Below are 18,306 nucleotides of genomic sequence, written 5' to 3' on the forward strand. Positions count from 1 at the left end.
ACTTCTAACTCCTGAACTGAATTAAGACATCTCTGCACAGCACAATAGCAGGTGGAAATTCAGGTTGCCAGCAATGCGCCGCTACTGCCTGTTTTTTCACTGGAGAATTACGTATTCCTCGCTACAATAGACTGAAATTTCCCCTGCTTTTTCTCCTTGCTGCCATATAAGGCGGCTTTTTTAGTCTCTCAAATAACAACAATATAGTGGTGTACACGTGCAAAAGTATGTAAGTGAAGCGCGTCAGTTATTAGCTCTGGCAATTCCGGTGATTCTTGCGCAAATCGCTCAAACCGCAATGGGATTCGTTGATACCGTCATGGCGGGCGGATACAGCGCCACGGACATGGCGGCCGTCGCCATTGGCACATCTATTTGGTTGCCGGCCATTTTGTTTGGTCACGGACTGCTGCTGGCCTTGACGCCAGTGATTGCGCAACTCAATGGTTCCGGGCGCCGCGATCGTATAGCCCATCAAATACGCCAGGGTTTCTGGCTGGCGGGCAGCGTCTCCATTCTGATTATGATCGTGCTCTGGAACGCGGGATACATTATTCGCTCCATGCATAACATCGACCCGGCGCTGGCAGATAAAGCCGTCGGCTACCTGCGCGCGTTGCTGTGGGGCGCGCCGGGGTATTTGTTCTTCCAGGTAGCCCGTAACCAGTGTGAAGGTCTGGCCAAAACCAAACCGGCGATGGTGATGGGATTTCTCGGCCTGCTGGTGAACATTCCTGTTAACTATGTTTTCATTTATGGGCATTTTGGCATGCCGGAGCTTGGCGGCGTGGGCTGCGGCGTGGCAACAGCGGCGGTTTACTGGGTGATGTTTATCGCCATGCTGTCATACGTTAAACGCGCACGCTCGATGCGTGATATCCGTAATGAGCGTGGTTTCCAGAAACCGGACACCGCCGTAATGAAGCGCCTGGTACAGCTGGGTTTACCTATCGCGCTGGCGTTATTTTTCGAAGTGACGCTGTTTGCTGTGGTGGCGCTACTGGTTTCCCCGCTGGGGATTGTCGACGTGGCCGGACACCAGATCGCGCTCAACTTCAGCTCGTTAATGTTCGTCCTGCCGATGTCTCTGGCTGCAGCCGTCACCATTCGAGTCGGTTATCGTCTGGGCCAGGGTTCCACGCTGGATGCGCAAACCGCAGCCAGAACAGGTCTGGGCGTCGGCGTCTGCATGGCGGTTGTGACGGCGATTTTCACCGTAACATTCCGTGAGCACATTGCCCTGCTCTACAACAATAACCCGGAAGTTGTCGCTCTGGCAGCGCAGCTCATGTTACTGGCCGCGGTGTATCAAATATCGGACTCTATCCAGGTTATTGGCAGCGGTATCCTACGTGGTTATAAAGATACGCGTTCCATTTTCTTTATTACCTTTACGGCATACTGGGTACTGGGTCTGCCGAGCGGCTATATTCTGGCGCTGACCGATCTGGTGGTTGACCGGATGGGACCGGCAGGATTCTGGATGGGCTTTATTATCGGCCTGACCTCTGCGGCCGTGTTGATGATGCTGCGGATGCGTTTTCTGCAGCGCCAGCCGTCAGCGGTTATTTTACAACGCGCTGCACGATAATCCCCAAATAGCCGCCATCTGGCGGCTTTTTTATATCCTCAAAACGGGCTGGCGTTTTGGGCCGTCATCCATTCCTGACTGACCGGATGCCTGAAATGCAGTTCACTGGCATGCAGCATCAGTCTCGACGTCCGTTCGGTGCCTGGCAGCAGACGCCCACCATATAAATCGCACCCCAAAATGGGATGCCCCAACTGCTGACAGTGGATCCGCAACTGGTGGGTACGCCCGGTTTCAGGTGTCAGCCGTACCCGCGTCAAAGCGAGTAACGTCCCATCTTGCTGGCGATGATGAAAACGCTCAATAACCTGATAGCGCGAGCGCGCGGGTTTACCGTTAATGGCGCAAATCGACATCAGTGGAAACAGCGCCGGATCCTTGGCAATCGCTGCGTCTATAACGCCTTCATCGTTTTTCAGATGCCCGCACAACAACGCACTATACACCTTGCTTACCGCGCGTTGACTGAACTGCTGGCAAAGCGCGGCGTTGATAGCCTTGTTACGGGCAATCACCATCAGCCCTGACGTCCCAAAATCAAGCCGATGTACCAGCGTACAGCCGGGGTAAATCTGTACCAGCCGGTGATGTACCGAATCGAGATTCTGCGGGTTTTTCCCCGACAAACTAAGCAGTCCGGTGGGTTTATTGATAAGCACCAGATGCTCGTCCTGATAGAGGATCGCTATCTCCTCATGACAAGGCGGGGCAATAAAGGTATCGAGGATCGTAGACATGAGCGGCCAGGATGAAGTGTGGAAACGGATGATAGCGAATTTTTACCACACTAGCGAATCAGGGCGCTTAACCAATGACAATCATTGCATGATAGAGTGTGGGATATCCTGAGTGCGATGAGAGGGTTACACCGTGCAACAAATCGATTTCTACATGGTAGATGCCTTTACCACTACGACGTTTGGCGGTAATGCCGCAGCAGTATGCCCGCTCGATGACTGGTTGCCCGATGAAATATTATTAAAAATGTCGCAGCAGCATAACCAGTCGGAAACCGCTTTTTTTGTCGCTAGTGAGAATGGCTTCGAGCTGCGTTGGTTTACCACGCAAGGCGAAATTAATCTGTGTGGGCATGCCACGCTTGCCGCCGCACATGTCATCTTTGAACATCTGGATTACCCGGAAGCGACCATTCATTTTGCCACCCGTTTTGTGGGTCCACTGACGGTCACGCGCAGCGGTGATTGGCTGACGCTTGATTTTCCTGCCTGGCAAAGCGAACCTGCCGTACCGCCCGCCTTACTGCTGGAAACATTGGGCATCACCGAATATAAAGAAGTGCGCGTCGCGCGCGATTACATGGTCGTGATGGAGAATCAACAGCAGGTTGAGGCTGTGCGCCCGAATATCCACGCCATGATTCCCCTCGGGAAAATGGTATGTATCACCGCGCCGGGTGACGGGGAATACGATTTCGTCAGCCGTTTCTTCTGCCCGGGTGAAGCGGTCGCGGAAGACCCGGTCACCGGTTCGACGCATAGCATGCTGATTCCTTATTGGGCTGCAAAACTGAATAAAACGCAGATGCTGGCGCGCCAGGTCTCTGAACGCGGCGGCGATTTACGCTGCCAGCTGACAGGAACACGTGTTTATATCGGTGGACAAGCTGTAACTTATCTGACAGGTAAAGTGCTGTTACGCTAGCAGCCTTACCCGAATTAACCAATCCATGGAGGATTTATGGCGAACAAACTCGTGCAGATACACTTTGATTTTCCTGGTCCGTTTGGCACTGAGATGTCACATCAGCTTGTTGAACTGGCCGAATCCATCAACCAGGAGCCGGGTTTCATCTGGAAAATCTGGACCGAGAACGCAGCAAACCACGAAGCGGGTGGCATCTACCTGTTTCAGGATGAAGACAGCGCTCTGGCCTATATCAAAAAACACACGGCCCGCCTGAAGCACCTGGGTGTGGATGACGTGACGTGCAAAATCTTCGATATCAATGAACCGTTAAGTAAGATTAACCACGGCCATATCGGCTAATTTTTGGCTTTAACGCCCCGCCCCGGGGCGCTTCTTCACTCCCCAGCTTTACCATCATCAAAAGCGTTCCCCCTCTTTCACCGCGCCAGGATAGCTATATAACGTGGGTCACGTTTGCCTTAGTTCACAAAATCATCATCTGTGAAAACTATCACTAGCCGAACGCGGTATGAAAGCGTATAAAATAATACAAACAGTATTATTTTATACAAAATGGATTATCAATAACTACAGGAGATTCACTTATGTCCGTGGACATTACATTGAACTCATCTGCAGGAGGTTTTCCGCCTGCAGGTCATTACTCACACAGTACAACGGCTGGCGGATTCGTCTTCATTTCTGGTCAGTTGCCGGTCACAAGTGATGGCGAAAAAAAAACGGATGCCTCTTTTGAAGAGCAGACGCGGCTGGTACTGCAGAATATTGATGCCTGCCTGGCTGGCGCTGGGGTTTCTCGACAGCACCTGGTGTCAGTACGCGTCTATGTGACAGATATCAACCAATGGCCAACGTTTAACAAAATCTATGGGGAGTGGATCGGTGATTTCCGGCCCTCCCGCGCGGTAGCGGGCGTTGCAGAGCTTCATTATGGTTTCGCACTGGAAGTTGAAGCTATTGCCCTGGCCCCACAAGCATGACGTTTAACGACATACAGGTGAACAACAATGACTGAAATGACACTGCCTGATTATAACGATGTTGCCGCCGCGGCAGAGCGCATCGCCGACTATGCCAACAAAACGCCGGTGATGACCTCCCGAACGGTTAATGACGAATTTGGTGCTGAAGTTTTCTTCAAGTGCGAAAACTTCCAGAGAATGGGCGCGTTTAAATTTCGCGGAGCCATGAATGCGTTACGCCAGTTCACGCCAGAACAACGCGCTGCGGGCGTCGTCACCTTTTCGTCCGGCAACCATGCGCAGGCCATTGCCCTGTCGGCAAAATTGTTGGGGATCCCGGCGACGATTATCATGCCGCATGATGCCCCGGCGGCTAAAGTTGCAGCCACAAAAGGCTATGGTGGAAATGTGGTGATTTACGATCGCTATACCGAAGATCGTGAAAAAATCGGACGGGAGCTGGCAGAGAAACAAGGATTGACGCTGATCCCGCCATACGACCATCCGCACGTGATTGCGGGCCAGGGTACCGCCACAAAAGAGCTGATTGAAGAAGTGGGTCAGCTAGACGTTCTTTTCGTGTGTCTGGGCGGTGGCGGCCTGCTTTCGGGCTCCTCACTGGCAGCCAGACATCTGTCACCTGACTGCATCATCTATGGTGTCGAGCCGGAGGCAGGAAACGATGGTCAACAATCGTTTCGCAGCGGAAAGATTGTTCATATCGATACGCCGAAAACCATTGCTGACGGTGCTCAGACCCAACATCTCGGGAATATTACGTTTCCGATTATCCAGCGAAATGTGCACGATATTCTGACTGTCTCAGACGATGAATTAGTCGCCTCGATGAAATTTATCGCTGAGCGAATGAAAATTGTCGTGGAGCCGACTGGCTGTCTGGGTTTTGCCGCCGCCAGAGCGCGCAAAGCTGAGCTTCGCGGCAAGAAAATCGGCATTATCATCAGCGGTGGGAACGTGGATATCAGCCGCTACAGTGAATTCCTTGCCGGGTAATCAAGAAGGTATCTGCCATGCGGATACCTTATTACCGTCTGAACACTCGCGTCTGGAAAAGCGAACCCTGCTCACTGTAAACTGCCCGCAATCATGGCAACAAGCATCACCGCAGGAGACTGGCATGCCAAAAACCGATAACAACTCACTTCTCAGCCAAATTGACACTATCGCCAGGGGCTTGAGCGAGACCTTCTCGCCGTTTTGCGAAGTGGTGGTTCATGATCTCAAAAATCCTGAACATGCCATTTTATCCATCCATAATAACCTGTCCGGGCGAGAACCCGGCCAACCGGCAACAGAACTGGGTCTGGCGCGAATCGCATCGCCTGAATTCCCCAGCATTATAGCCAACTACAGCAACCAGTTTGCCGATGGCCGCCCGGTGAAAAGTACCTCCATCGGCATCAAGGATGATGAAGGCAAATACGTAGCAGCACTCTGTCTGAACGTGGATATGACGCTGTTTCGTGGCATGCAGAGTGCCCTTGCGCGTTTTACTGAAACCGCTGACTCCCCCATTAAGGAACATATCGATCCCGGCAGTAATGAAGTCATCCGCCAGCGTATCGATGACTTTGCCGCTAAATGCGCAACGACGGCCCGCGCCCTGAAACCTGAAGACCGTAAACGACTGATTCAACAATTACGCAAAGACGGTTTGCTGAACGTACGAAAATCTATGGACACAGTGGCGCAGCATCTGGGCGTCTCCAGAGCAACCGCGTATCTGTATGCCCGCCAGTCGGCTCAGGCTGGCGAATAAACCCGGTTATGCGGCGCTCAGCAAGGTATATCCGCCTGGCTCATGCAGCAAGCCAGCGCGGCATATTCCCCCAATCGCGGTGCATCCAGCCATTGATAAGTTCATTAAGTTGCTGACGATCCCGTAGGTGATTTTGCATATTTTGAATTCCTGATAATTGACTATTTTTGAACGTCTGCTACGCCTGTGTAATCTAATCCCGGGAATAGGCAAAAGTTTGATTTATTCAACAAGGTTACCCGCCGATAAAACAACGATTCCCTGTCGCTGCACAAAAAAATAAACCTTTATGATCGTGTGATTTTTTAACAACCACAGAGTGAGTGTTTTTTGTACAGACACAACAAAAATCACCGTCCGTTAATAACAGACTTCGCCTGATTTAATAAATATTCATAACCATTAAGCATGGCAACCCATTGATTTAAATGAATTAAAATACAAATAACTTCACATCATCAATAATAGACAGGCGGAATATATAAATAGCGTGATATCTAAATTATAATTCTTTTACATCCGGCTGATTGGTGAGGTTAGAATGCGGTTAATAGTCATGTTGGTAAGCGTTGTGCTCTCCACCCAGCTTTGGGCGGGTGAACTTTCCAGGCCCACCGGTAAAGTTCTCTTAACGTTATCCGGTAATATTGAAAATACAAATGAAGACGGGAAAGCGGTTTTTGATACCGCCAGTCTTGAGAAGCTGGGCATGGTAAGTTTTCAGACCACCTCCCCCTGGTATAATGGACGTACGACCTTTACGGGTATTCCACTACAAAAACTCATGGATTATGTTGGAGCGAGCGGCTCCGTTGTAAAGGTTACTGCGCTTAATGACTACACCACCGTTATCCCTCTCAGTGATTTCAAAAAATACAATGCCATCCTTGCTTTAAAAATCAACGGAAAATATATGCGCATCCGTGATAAAGGCCCATTATTCATTGTGTACCCCTATGACAGCATGCCGGAACTAAATAATCAGATTTATTATTCAAGGTCTGCATGGCAGGTCAGTAGTATGGATATTGAGTAAGCGTTCAGAGGAACATCATGAACAGAATACTGGCTGGCATCATCTTTTTTCTTTTTATATCGACCGGATATATCTCTTTCCTCGTGCATGAACGGCAACAAGAGCTACAGAAACTGACTCACTACACCGATTCCTGGTCTGCCGCTCAGTTGGTATCTCAATATTACCGATTTGAATCGTTGCTTGGTCTTTACACTATCGATGATACGATGAATCTTGATGATGTACGCATGCGTCTCGACATTATGCTCAGCCAGAGTGATTTGATAAAAGAAGGTGATTTGGGGCGCTACATAGAAAGCAACATTGCCCACCGTGAGCTAGCGGTAACACTTGAAAATACCCTTAGTTATCTGGATGATAATCTCGAGAAAATGAACCGTCCAGCACTCCAGGCGTATCTGAAAAAAATGCATACCCTGGATGCACAACTTGGCCGTCTTTCATCCGGCGCATTAAACAAAGATGTTAACTCGATTAATAACGCCAACCAAAAAATTCAAACGCTGTACTATATTTACTCAACGACATCTGTACTGCTAATAATACTGAGTGCGATTCTGGGCGTGCTCATTTTTTATCAAAACAGAAATATTCTGCGGGGGCACCTTCAGGTCAAGAGTCTTGCCGAAGAACTGCAAAAATCGAAGGAAAAGCTACAAATTCAGAATGCCAAGCTGGAATATGACGTCTACCATGACTCGCTCACCGAGATGAATAACCGCCAGCTATTCTGGAGCGATTTAAATAAAACAATCGAAATGGCAGAGAAAAATAACGATGCTGTGACGATGATGTTGTTTGATTTAGATCGATTCAAAGAGGTCAATGATACGTATGGTCATGATGCCGGTGATATGTTACTGCGCCAGATATCCGATCGTCTGATTTCGACAAGCCTTACGTCGGATACGCTGTATCGCTTAGGCGGGGATGAGTTTGCGTTTCTCTCAAGTGGCCTGACAGAAAGTCGGGCCGTGTCGCGAGCCCAGAAAATATGTGAGTTTATCAGCCAGCCCTACACCATTTACAACACAATTATCAACATAACCACCTGTGTTGGCATTGTTATCTCAGAAAATGAGCGTCGCTCTGACTATCTTTATAAATTTGCCGATCTGGCCCTTTATGAAGCCAAAAATGAAGGCTCTGGCAAGATAAAAGTCTTCCGGCAACGAATGTTAGAAAAATTGCAGGAAAGCAGAACGCTTGAGCATGATATGGCATTAGCAATAGTGAACAAAGAGTTCGTGGTGTATTACCAGCCTATTGTCGATTCTTTCAGTCAGAAAATATACAGCTATGAGGCGCTTATTCGTTGGGTCCATCCTCTCAAGGGCCTCCTGTCGCCGGATAGCTTTATTCCTGTTGCTGAAAAAACAGGGATGATTAATGAGATGGGGAAAGCGGTGCTCGAAATTGCCTGCAGGGAAGCCGCGGGTTGGGCGGTTCCGGCTAAAATTTCAGTCAATGTCTCCCCTGTCCAGCTAAGCAGCAAGGCCTTTGCAGGAATCGTGTTAACCATTCTGAAAGAAACTGGACTTCCACCTGACCGCCTCGAACTGGAAGTGACTGAATCCTCTCTCTTTACCGAGAGTGCTACACCGATAAATACGCTTAATAAGCTCCGGACCCTGGGGGTAAAAATCTCCATCGATGATTTTGGTACCGGATACTCTTCTCTTTCGCGCCTCAGCAGACTGGCCTTCGATAAAATCAAAATAGACAAGTCCTTTGTGCATTCGATATCTACGCAGGAAGACGCCCTGACTATCATCAAACTGATCACGGGCATGGCGAAATCTCTCAATATGAAAGCTGTTGCAGAAGGTGTTGAAACGCAGGAGCAACTGACAAGACTTCAGGCTCTGGGCTGCGATTTCGCGCAAGGATATCTGTTTGGCAAACCTCAGCCTTGTATCGATGAAGAAATCAGAAACGGTTAAATCGCGGCCGGCACATTTGCCCGTGGGTGCGGGCCGCATTGTCTCATCGATTACACACCGTTAAAAATTATCCCTGCTTAAACGCATCAGAAATGGCAGGGATAACCTTCGCGAACAACGGATATTTCTGCCCCAGATTTACTCGCTATCAGGCTAATTAATCATTAACCGTAGGGCTAAATCCTTCGGATAAGGATCAAAATAGTTCTGGGTAAGTAAATAGCTGTCTGGGTATTCAGCAAGGTAGTGCTTGAGCAGAGTCAGTGGCGCCAATATTGGCAGCAGTCCGCCGCTATAGTTGAGGATAACGTCACGCAACTCTCCGCGCTGGCGGGTGTTCAACCGATCGCGGAAGTAGCCCTGAATATGCATCAGTACGTTGGTGTGATTTTTCCGTGAGGCGGGCTTTTTGAGGATCGCCATTAGCTTTTCGCGATATACCACGAAAAAAGCGTCCAAATCATCCCATTGATGGAGCGAGGCCACGAAAGGGCCAATATCCCGGTAACCCGCCTGGTGATGAGCCAAAAGCTGGAGCTTATAGCGGCTGTGGAAGTTGAGTAAACCGTGGCGAGTAAGACCAGAGGCTCGCAGCATATTAAGCTCATGTAACGCAAACACTCGCTCAACAAAATTCTCCCTCAGCACCGGATCGTGCAAGCGGCCATCTTCTTCGACCGGCAACCATGGGTAGGTTTCCATTAAGGTGCCGGTAAACAGACCGGTTCCCTCTTTTCGCCCACGATTTCCCTTTTCGTCATACAGCCTCACTCTCTCCATTCCGCAGCTCGGTGATTTAGCACAGACGATAAAACCCGACAGACCGCCAAGCCCATTGATATATGAAGCGGTGAAATCGGACATTTTATCGGTTACATCCTCACCAGGCGCATGGCTAAAACACATGCGGATATTCCCCTGGGCGGTTTGAACCAAACGCAACGCGGGGCGTGGTACAGGCAAACCGATGGACATCTCCGGACAGACAGGTTTAAAAGTCACCCACTGAGCCAGCTCGTCCATCACAAATCCCATCCGTTTATGCCCGCCGTCAAATCGCACGGCTGAGCCGGTTAAACATCCACTAATCCCGATGACAGGTTGAGTGTTCATAACGCCCCCTCTTTTTTTGACGCCCTTTTTCGGGAAGAAAAGTATGACTGTTTCACTAATAAATCATAGCGTACGTTATTTATCTGTCGCAGGCTCCCTACGAAAAACAGGTTAACCAATTTAAGTAAATATGCGCAGCGAAAGTTGGTAATTCCCCTGAACGGTTCTATAGTCGGGACTGCTTCTCATTACAGGGTTCACTAATGCGATTTAACGGACTGACTAAAGGTTTCTTCATTTTCATACTTGCCCTCGTGACCTGGGCGTTCTTCGATGTGTTGTCTCCCTATTTCTCTGCCATTTTGTGGGCCGCAATCTTAACCACCATCTTTAACCCGGTGAAAAACAGACTGCGCAGCGCGCTTGGCGAACGTAACGGGCTGGCGTCACTGCTCACCATCGGCATCATCTGTCTGATTGTTTTTATCCCACTGATGGTGATCTTCTCCTCGTTGGCTATTGAGCTGAACGTGGTGTATGCCAAATTACAACAAAACGACACTCAGTTCCCGGAAGTGGTCACCGCCATTATTTCGTATCTTCCTGACTGGGCCAGAGGATTCCTCGCAGAACATAATCTGGATAACGTCGCGCAGATCCAGAAAAAACTGTCCGACGTTGTACTGCAGGGTGGACAGTACCTCGCCGGCAGCGCGTTCCTGATTGGTAAAGGGACATTCGGCTTTGCTATTAGCTTTGGCATCATGCTGTATCTGCTGTTTTTCTTACTGAAGGACGGGCCGTACCTGGTGCGCCAGATTCTGGACTCATTACCGCTTTCTGATTTTGCCAAACAGCACCTGTTTGCCAAATTCGTCGGCGTGACGCGGGCAACGGTCAAGGGTACAGCGGTCGTGGCGTTGGTTCAGGGTATTCTTGGCGGCATCGCGTTTGCAATTGTCGACATCGACGGCAGCGTCCTGTGGGGCGCGCTGATGGCGTTTCTCTCCCTCGTGCCCGCGGTCGGCTCAGCGATCGTCTGGGTACCTGCGGCAATCTTCCTCTTCGCCACGCACCAGCTGTGGCAAGGGCTGTTTATCGTTGGCTTCTTCGTGATTATCGTCGGGCTGGTGGACAATATCCTGCGCCCGCTACTGGTGGGTAAAGACACCAAAATGCCGGATTATCTGATTCTGATTTCCACTCTCGGCGGAATGGAGATCTACGGCATTAACGGCTTTGTGATTGGCCCCCTGATTGCCGCACTGTTCATTACCTGCTGGAACCTGTTTTCCGGGCGCGATCATGAAGGTAACGTGGAAGGAATCGACGAAGCCTTTATGGAAGAAGGAAAAAATCCTCCAGATTTATGATGGCAGGACGATAACAGAAGGCGGTCCTGAGACCGCCTTTTTTATTTTCACGCAAAATCATACGTTTCCTATAATTTCAATCATGCTTATTCATTAATCGTCGCAGAAGGAACTAATCAGTGCGAATTGCCACAATCACCAACTGGGCCTACAGCGCGACGGTGTGTCTGACCATAGCCTCCGGCGTTGTCATGTTGATGGCCTCCAGCGCCGATAACACCGAACGCCAGGTGGTGGAGCAGCGTTATCAATTCGATCAACTGACCGAAGAAGTCGAGCTCGATGCCTGGTCGCTGTCCGATCTGGCACGCGAATATGTTATTGCAAAAGACCCGGAAGCGCTTAACGCCTACCGCCAGAAAGAAGCGTCGCTGAAAGCCGTTGAACAGCGACTGTCGAAACTAAAAGACATTGGGGCGACGGATGAAGAACTGGCGCTATTGCATGAAGGGCTGCAGATTGTTGATACCCTGCAGGATGAGCAAGCTGCGGCGCTTGCCAGCGTCGCGCGCGGAGAAGAGTCGCAGGCCATCGCCCTGCTGTATGGCAAATCCTATGAACAGGAACTGGAGCGAGCCCAGGACCGGATAGATCATTTCCGTCAGTTACTCGACAGCCGCGTACGCAACACCATTGAAGATGCCACTCAGACATCGCGCACGCTACGTACGGCTTCGGAAGTGATGGTCGGGCTGACGGCGCTGCTATTTTTGTTCGTTCTCGGCTTTATTTTAAAACGCCGCGTACTGCGTCCCGTGGTGCGTTTGAGCGATGTGGTTAACCGTCTGGCATCGCAGGATTACGCCGTTGAGACACCCAGCTTTAATCAGATCGACGAAATCGGCGATATGGCGCAGGCGATCCGCATTTTTCGCGAGAACGGCCTGGCACGTCAGCGACTGGAGAAAGAACGAGACGCCGACTGGGCAATCCGCGAGCTGCTCGCACGTATGACTCAACGTTTGCAAGGCTGCGAGAATTTTGCCGATGTCATTAATGTGGCAGAGCTGTTTGCGCCGAATGTTGCTCCCGGTATTGCCGGGCGGCTTTACATACTGGATCGAGAGCCCTGGCAGATGCGCTGCGTTGCGCAATGGCTTTCACCGCAGGGCAAAGCGGATGCTTTCCACCCGGACGAATGCTGGGCTGTGCGCCGCGGTCAGAGCCATCCACCGGTGCAAGGCGAACCCGATATCGCCTGCTACCATCTACCGGAATCATGCCAGCAGCATACCCTGTGCGTGCCACTGATTGCCCAGGGTGAAGCCATCGGCCTGCTCTCATTCCAGAACCTCAGCAATGATTCCGCTCCCTCTCGCGCGTATCTGGAACTGATGGCGGAAGCACTCGGTCTGGCGTTAGCCAACCAGCGCCTGCGTGATGCGCTGCTGGAGAAAGCGCTCTACGACCCGCTAACCGGCCTGCGCAACCGTCACCATCTGGAAGATACGCTGCGCACCCAGATGAGCCAGGCAGTGCGTAACAAAGAGCCAATCAGTTGCCTGATGATCGATATTGATCATTTCAAAAATATTAACGACCGCTTTGGCCATGAGGCGGGCGATAGCGTGATAAAAAGTATCGCCACTACTATTCAGCGCGTTGTCCATGACAGCGGCATGGCCTTCCGCTACGGCGGTGAAGAGTTTCTGGTGTTGCTGGCCAATACGGATGAGCAGGCCGCCAACCGCTTTGCGACAGATATTTATAATGGTGTACGCGAACTGTCGCTGCGCTTTGGACTCTCAGAGATTGGTCACGTTGATGTCTCTATCGGCGTTGCCAGCTATCCGCAGCACGCCCAGAGCGACAATCTTCTGCGCGCCGCAGACGTGGCGCTGTATCGCGCGAAAGAGTTAGGCCGTTCGCGCATCGTGAGCTTTGGCATGCTGGAAGCGAGCTAAGATACGCCAGTACGCCGCGCATTGCTTTACCTCTGAGCCAGGCGGTGATATGTTGACTGGATGAACACAAAACACAATATCACCGCGTTTAATCACAACCTGTGGTGGCTGCCTTCTTAAAGGCGGTCAGAATGTGTTTTCCCCATTTTAAATAACCGCCGAAAGGCGGTTATTTGCATTTAAAGACCCCTTTCGGTTTTTTGATTAAGGAGTCTTACATGAACAACAAAACTATCATCCTCACTGGCGATCGTCCCACTGGCCCGCTGCATCTCGGCCACTATGTTGGCTCTCTGCGCCAGCGCGCCACGCTGCAACATGATTATCAGCAGTTTATATTGGTTGCTGACCTGCAAGGGCTAACCGATAACGGCAGCACACCACAAAAGATCCGCAACAATATTCCCGAAGTGCTGGCTGATTACCTCGCCGCAGGAATCGACCCGTCACTCACCACCATTTGTCTGCAGTCGGCCCTGCCCGCCCTCGCTGAGCTGACCGCGCTTTATATGAACATTGTTACCGTGGCTCGCGTGGAGCGAAATCCTACGGTCAAAAACGAAATTGCGCAGAAAGGATTTGCCCGCTCGTTACCGGTTGGCTTTCTGGTTTATCCCATCAGCCAGGCTGCAGATATTACCGCCTTCAAAGCCGAGGTGGTTCCCGTCGGCGACGATCAGTTGCCCATGATCGAACAGACCAATGAGATCGTGCATAAGATGAATAGTCTGTTACCGACCTCTGTCTTGTCGCATTGTAAAGCGCTACTGAGTGAGACCAGCCGTCTTCCAGGGATCGACGGTAATGCCAAAATGTCAAAATCGCTCGGCAACACTCTACTCCTGTCCGCCAGCGAAGAGGCTATTCATCATGCGGTCAGCGCAATGTACACCGATCCCAATCATCTAAAAGTGTCCGATCCGGGGCAGATTGACGGCAATATGGTATTTACTTACCTCGATGCTTTTCATCCGGATAAAGCGAAAGTGGCGGAGATGAAAGCACATTATCAGCGCGGCGGGCTGGGTGACCGGACATGCAAAAACGAGCTGGAGATGTGCTTGCAGGAGCTTATCGCCCCGATGCGCGAGCGGCGGGCAACCTACATCCAGGATAAAGGTATGCTGATGGCGATGCTCAAAAAAGGAAGCGAAGAGGCGCACGAGGTCACGCAGCAGACATTAAAAGAAGTAAAGCAAGGGCTGGGTTTGCCGGTGTTCTGAACTCGAAGCACTACAGGTTCGATAATTAAAGATAGCTCCCGACGAATGACAATCGCCGGGAGTGGCGCAGCTATGCGTTGACGCGTAAAGATAACCTCTGTCACAGAGGCTAATTAATTCGCTGTTTAATAATCCGCGCAATACGATATGTCGTTTTTTATGCAGTGCTATTTCTACCCGGCCCTTCAATTATTTCAGCTAATCATTATGAATTACCCATTACATGTACGGGTTCGAAATCCTCACCTTGCCTGAGATATGATTATTTGTTAAATTAACCGCATTAGCGTCAAATACATTTAGCATTACACAGACGCTATTTATACAATAATGAATGATGGAGTTAAAATGAAGTATGCGTTTGCATTAATGTTGAGTATTGTATTGTCAGGTTGTACCGCAAATGATTGGGTGGATGCTGCAAGTGGGATAATGCAGGCAAAAGACCAACACGATAAAGACGCAAGAAACAATCGCATCAAAGAAGCCAACAGGGCTGCAGGCTACTGATATCTAAATGATTAGCACATCCCTCTTCTTGTCTTTATAAACAGAAGAGGAATGGTATTCTAAACAAATTTACTGACTAAATAGCACAATTAAAATTGGTGTATAGCGCATACATATCCTTGCAGAGAATATAATAATCTAACGCTCAGTCCGCTCCGCGCCAGATGCTGGCTTTGCAAGTCCCCTATCCCTATTCCTCATGTAAAAATGGCACTAATTGAAAGATGCCAATCCACCTCCTCATGTATATCTATATCCACACATAGTCATAAAGAAAAGGATGGATGAAGATGCTAAGAGGTAAAAGAGCTGTAATTACGGGTGGAGGTGGAGGATTTGGTCAGGCGCTGTGCGTGTGGCTGGCGCGAGAAGGCGTCGAGGTGGATTTTTGCGCGCGGCGTGCTGATGATATTCAAAAAACTTGCAGTATCATCGCGTCTGAAGGCGGGATTGCAAAAGGATATATCTGTGATTTAACCCAGCCTGAATCCCTTTCGCAGTTTTCTTCACAGTTGTTAACTTCAGACAAGCCCATCGACATTTTAATCCTTAATGCCGCCCAGTGGCTGTCAGGAACGTTAGACGATCAACCAGACGCAGAAATTATCAATACCGTCAGTTCAGGCCTGACAGGTGCGATTTTACTGACTCATGCATTGTTGCCTGGGTTAAGACGTTCAGAAAGCGCGGATGTCGTCTCAATAATATCTTCATGTGGGATTCCGAATTTTACGGATTCAATTGCGCATCCCGCTTTTTTTGCCAGCAAACACGGGCTGAGCGGATTCACAACTAAACTGTCACACCAGTTGTCCGAAGAAAATATACGTGTGACCGGGTTGTATCCACCGGATTTCGAACTTACAGGGTTAGATACGTTTGTTGATAGTCAATCCAGAATGGGGGAACGTTTATTAAATGGACGCTCAGTCTGGGAAACAATTCGTTTTGTGCTCGCTCAACCGCGTAGTTGCCATATAGGTAGTATCTACTTTCAAGGTCCGACTCGCGAGAAACTGAGTTCCAGGAGCTGAATTTGATGACGTTGAACAACGTGCTCAACGTCCGCTCTTGACATAGCAGCTCTTGAGGGGCGCCAGCCAGACTGCTCCGTGCCAGAGGCGGACTTCTCACACTTCGGCTTATGTGGTCAAAATCTGTATGTCACTACACTTTATAGTATTTATATCAATAGTTAAGATAAAATTAAGGTTAACTGGTATTTCATTCGAATACGTAGCCCCACCCGTTAAATGAATGATGGCCTTAGACAGGAGCATTGCCAAGGTTCATGTAAACGATACAGGAAAGAGAACATCAGATGCTATGTAAATACTCACTCAATGACCTGCTCGGACTGCTTGTTTTTTCAAGGAAATATCACTTTCTCTACGATAATCTGGACTGCCTGATCATTGCATGGGCTGAAGATAAAATTACCGAAGGAAATGATTCGGTGACTCTCTTAATTCTCGCTTCACTTGGTCTTGATAATCAACTTGAACGTACTGAGGTTGAATTATATCTGTCACGATACATGATAGAGCAGCGGATTGTACTGCCACCGCTAAAAACAGCAGCATTGGTCTGGATAAAGCTATTTATGAGTCAACTTTCCCAGTGCACATCCATTCATGATGCAGAACAAAAAATGTATTTTCTGGTGTGTCATTGGTTTGAACCTGACGTAAAGATTTTCGAGGCAGCGGTCTATATGCTGAAATCGCTTTGCTGGCGTCTCTTTGATGAATGGAAAGGGCCAGGTACAAGCAAAGCGGTAAGGATGGTGGAGTCAGAATTCTTTGTTCTGATTAATCGTGCGATGCTGCCCTATTCCCATAAAATTGAGAATCCAGATTGGCAGAATCTGCTTGTTCGGTAATTTTTACCTGCATCCTGAAAGATATCTTTCATGTGTGAAAAACTCCATCCAGTTTGAATTCCTTTTCACATTTAACTTAAGCATATTCTGCCAAAACCTCATCGTTCCCCCTTTGAACCTGGAAACAAAGTTAAGCAGACTGAATAGCCGCTTTGTGCCAGGAGCGGACGTTATAAATGTCCTATAGAGTAATCTAAGAAAGACGGATATGACCCATGCTTGATTTGTATTTTAGATTACGCTTGCATCAGTATAAATTTAGCCCAAGCTTACTAATTTCTTTTCTACGCATTCCAAAAATAACATCACCACTTCTGGAAATGAATGAAGCAATGCGTCGGTCATTGTCATCTACACCTTCCCAGAAGAAAGGAACATTATTATTCATAAGACTTTCTGCAAAGGTTAAATGTGTTAACGCCAAGAAAATTCTAACAAAATTAGATGGTTCATTGAAATCCTGATTCAGCAAATGTAGTGTCAAATGCCTGTTGAAACTTCCTTCATTAACACCTCCAGTTGGTTTGTATATAACATTTTTAAAAAAAGATCTGGTTGAATTAATCACATCACACTGCGGGTTTAAATGTGTGAAGAAATCCACCTCAATTTCAATATCATAGCCCTTGCCAGGATACCAGTCAAAATTTGGGAGTTGCCGTCTTCCCCATGTAATAATAAGTTTTCTAATTTCCTTTTCAAATCTGTCAGCACTTGTATTTGTGTTATCACCATCACAAAATTTTACAAGTAAGTTCCTTAACCCACCTTCAAAGACAGGAAAAAGCGACATGATAGATATATGGTCATACCCCAAATAAAAAGCCTCTATAGCTTCAAAAATAATTGTTTTATAGTTTTTTAGTGATTCACTCTTTATAAAGTACTTGTTGAAATAAGCAATTGCAATTTCTAATGAAAAATTTTTGAACAACCATTCGTTTGAATTCTCAAGTGGATTTTCACATCTTTTAATTTCATGAATCGCAGAAGAAAGAGTACCTTCTCCAATATATAGGGGTAACGCTATACCAAGTGAATTTGCATGCGATTGAATATTCGAACATCGTCCCCAATGTTTATTTAAGTACGATATTGGCCTTTCGGTAAGCAAGAAGTTTAAATCATCAACTTTAACTACGAAAGAAGCATAACAAAGTTCACTTTTTGAAATCACTGGTTCTACGCTATGATTCCTCCTGAATTGATTTGAAATTTCATTCTCAGAGAGCTTATCTAATTTAGATAAGCGTTTCAAAGTCGGCAGGAATTTTTCTGAATCTGACATAATAATCCTAAAGGTTAAGAATTAATCTTTATGAAAGATACCACATAATTCTTTGGCTAATAATACTATTTAATCATGTTTTTATCAGCT

17 protein-coding genes are annotated in these 18,306 nt (G+C 48.3%); 14 read left to right on the top strand and 3 right to left on the bottom strand.

Annotation, left to right across the window (positions count from 1 at the left end):
* Positions 1-217 precede the first annotated feature (217 nt).
* Entirely contained in the window at positions 218-1,591 is a 1,374-nt protein-coding gene (mdtK, locus tag O6D90_RS12365; protein WP_016152981.1) for a multidrug efflux MATE transporter MdtK, read from the top strand.
* A gap of 38 nt (positions 1,592-1,629) precedes the next feature.
* Here the strand turns inward: mdtK and O6D90_RS12370 are convergent, their stop codons facing one another.
* Positions 1,630-2,328, bottom strand: coding sequence for an RluA family pseudouridine synthase (locus O6D90_RS12370; RefSeq protein WP_016156422.1), 699 nt, complete (start codon positions 2,326-2,328; stop codon positions 1,630-1,632).
* 133 nt (positions 2,329-2,461) lie between these two features.
* On the opposite strand from O6D90_RS12370, the gene O6D90_RS12375 reads away from it, so the two are divergent.
* From O6D90_RS12375 to O6D90_RS12405, 7 genes are all read left to right on the top strand, one after another.
* Positions 2,462-3,253, top strand: a complete 792-nt coding sequence (locus O6D90_RS12375; protein WP_016156421.1) for a PhzF family phenazine biosynthesis protein — start codon at positions 2,462-2,464, stop codon at positions 3,251-3,253.
* Between the two features lie 36 nt (positions 3,254-3,289).
* The gene (locus O6D90_RS12380) at positions 3,290-3,598 is read left to right on the top strand and encodes a monooxygenase (protein ID WP_016156420.1); all 309 of its coding nucleotides are present in this window, start codon (positions 3,290-3,292) and stop codon (positions 3,596-3,598) included.
* A gap of 245 nt (positions 3,599-3,843) precedes the next feature.
* Positions 3,844-4,239: a RidA family protein gene (locus tag O6D90_RS12385; RefSeq protein WP_016156419.1), complete on the top strand. Its 396-nt coding sequence runs from the start codon at positions 3,844-3,846 to the stop codon at positions 4,237-4,239.
* A gap of 27 nt (positions 4,240-4,266) precedes the next feature.
* Positions 4,267-5,235 carry a threo-3-hydroxy-L-aspartate ammonia-lyase gene (locus O6D90_RS12390; RefSeq protein ID WP_016156418.1) on the top strand — a complete coding sequence of 323 codons (969 nt, stop codon included), beginning with the start codon at positions 4,267-4,269 and terminating at the stop codon, positions 5,233-5,235.
* Between the two features lie 124 nt (positions 5,236-5,359).
* A complete protein-coding gene (locus O6D90_RS12395) occupies positions 5,360-6,001 on the top strand; it encodes a helix-turn-helix transcriptional regulator (protein WP_016152975.1) in 642 nt (213 codons plus the stop codon).
* Positions 6,002-6,542: 541 nt separating this feature from the next.
* Complete coding sequence (locus O6D90_RS12400; protein ID WP_016152974.1) at positions 6,543-7,037, top strand: molybdopterin-dependent oxidoreductase; 495 nt, start codon at positions 6,543-6,545, stop codon at positions 7,035-7,037.
* Positions 7,038-7,054: 17 nt separating this feature from the next.
* On the top strand, positions 7,055-8,983 hold the full coding sequence (locus O6D90_RS12405; protein WP_016156417.1) for a putative bifunctional diguanylate cyclase/phosphodiesterase: 1,929 nt from the start codon (positions 7,055-7,057) through the stop codon (positions 8,981-8,983).
* A 153-nt stretch (positions 8,984-9,136) separates the two neighbouring features.
* On the opposite strand, the gene O6D90_RS12410 is transcribed toward O6D90_RS12405, so the two are convergent.
* Positions 9,137-10,096 carry a YbgA family protein gene (locus tag O6D90_RS12410; protein WP_016156416.1) on the bottom strand — a complete coding sequence of 320 codons (960 nt, stop codon included), beginning with the start codon at positions 10,094-10,096 and terminating at the stop codon, positions 9,137-9,139.
* Positions 10,097-10,299: 203 nt separating this feature from the next.
* Between O6D90_RS12410 and O6D90_RS12415 the strand changes: the two genes are divergently transcribed.
* From O6D90_RS12415 to O6D90_RS12440, 6 genes are all read left to right on the top strand, one after another.
* On the top strand, positions 10,300-11,409 hold the full coding sequence (locus tag O6D90_RS12415; protein ID WP_016156415.1) for an AI-2E family transporter: 1,110 nt from the start codon (positions 10,300-10,302) through the stop codon (positions 11,407-11,409).
* A 119-nt stretch (positions 11,410-11,528) separates the two neighbouring features.
* Positions 11,529-13,313 (top strand): diguanylate cyclase, encoded by a 1,785-nt coding sequence (locus tag O6D90_RS12420; protein ID WP_016156414.1) that lies wholly within the window; start codon positions 11,529-11,531, stop codon positions 13,311-13,313.
* Positions 13,314-13,531: 218 nt separating this feature from the next.
* On the top strand, positions 13,532-14,536 hold the full coding sequence (gene trpS / locus O6D90_RS12425; RefSeq protein ID WP_016156413.1) for a tryptophan--tRNA ligase: 1,005 nt from the start codon (positions 13,532-13,534) through the stop codon (positions 14,534-14,536).
* 348 nt (positions 14,537-14,884) lie between these two features.
* A complete protein-coding gene (locus O6D90_RS12430) occupies positions 14,885-15,046 on the top strand; it encodes a hypothetical protein (RefSeq protein WP_016156412.1) in 162 nt (53 codons plus the stop codon).
* A 290-nt stretch (positions 15,047-15,336) separates the two neighbouring features.
* A complete protein-coding gene (locus O6D90_RS12435; RefSeq protein ID WP_016156411.1) occupies positions 15,337-16,080 on the top strand; it encodes an SDR family oxidoreductase in 744 nt (247 codons plus the stop codon).
* Between the two features lie 287 nt (positions 16,081-16,367).
* Entirely contained in the window at positions 16,368-16,928 is a 561-nt protein-coding gene (locus O6D90_RS12440; protein WP_016156410.1) for a hypothetical protein, read from the top strand.
* 247 nt (positions 16,929-17,175) lie between these two features.
* Here the strand turns inward: O6D90_RS12440 and O6D90_RS12445 are convergent, their stop codons facing one another.
* Positions 17,176-18,216: a hypothetical protein gene (locus tag O6D90_RS12445; RefSeq protein WP_016156409.1), complete on the bottom strand. Its 1,041-nt coding sequence runs from the start codon at positions 18,214-18,216 to the stop codon at positions 17,176-17,178.
* Between the last annotated feature and the right edge of the window lie 90 nt (positions 18,217-18,306).

Source organism: Citrobacter sp. 21OH12SH02A-Citro (assembly GCF_027919895.1).
Lineage (GTDB): Bacteria > Pseudomonadota > Gammaproteobacteria > Enterobacterales > Enterobacteriaceae > Citrobacter > Citrobacter braakii.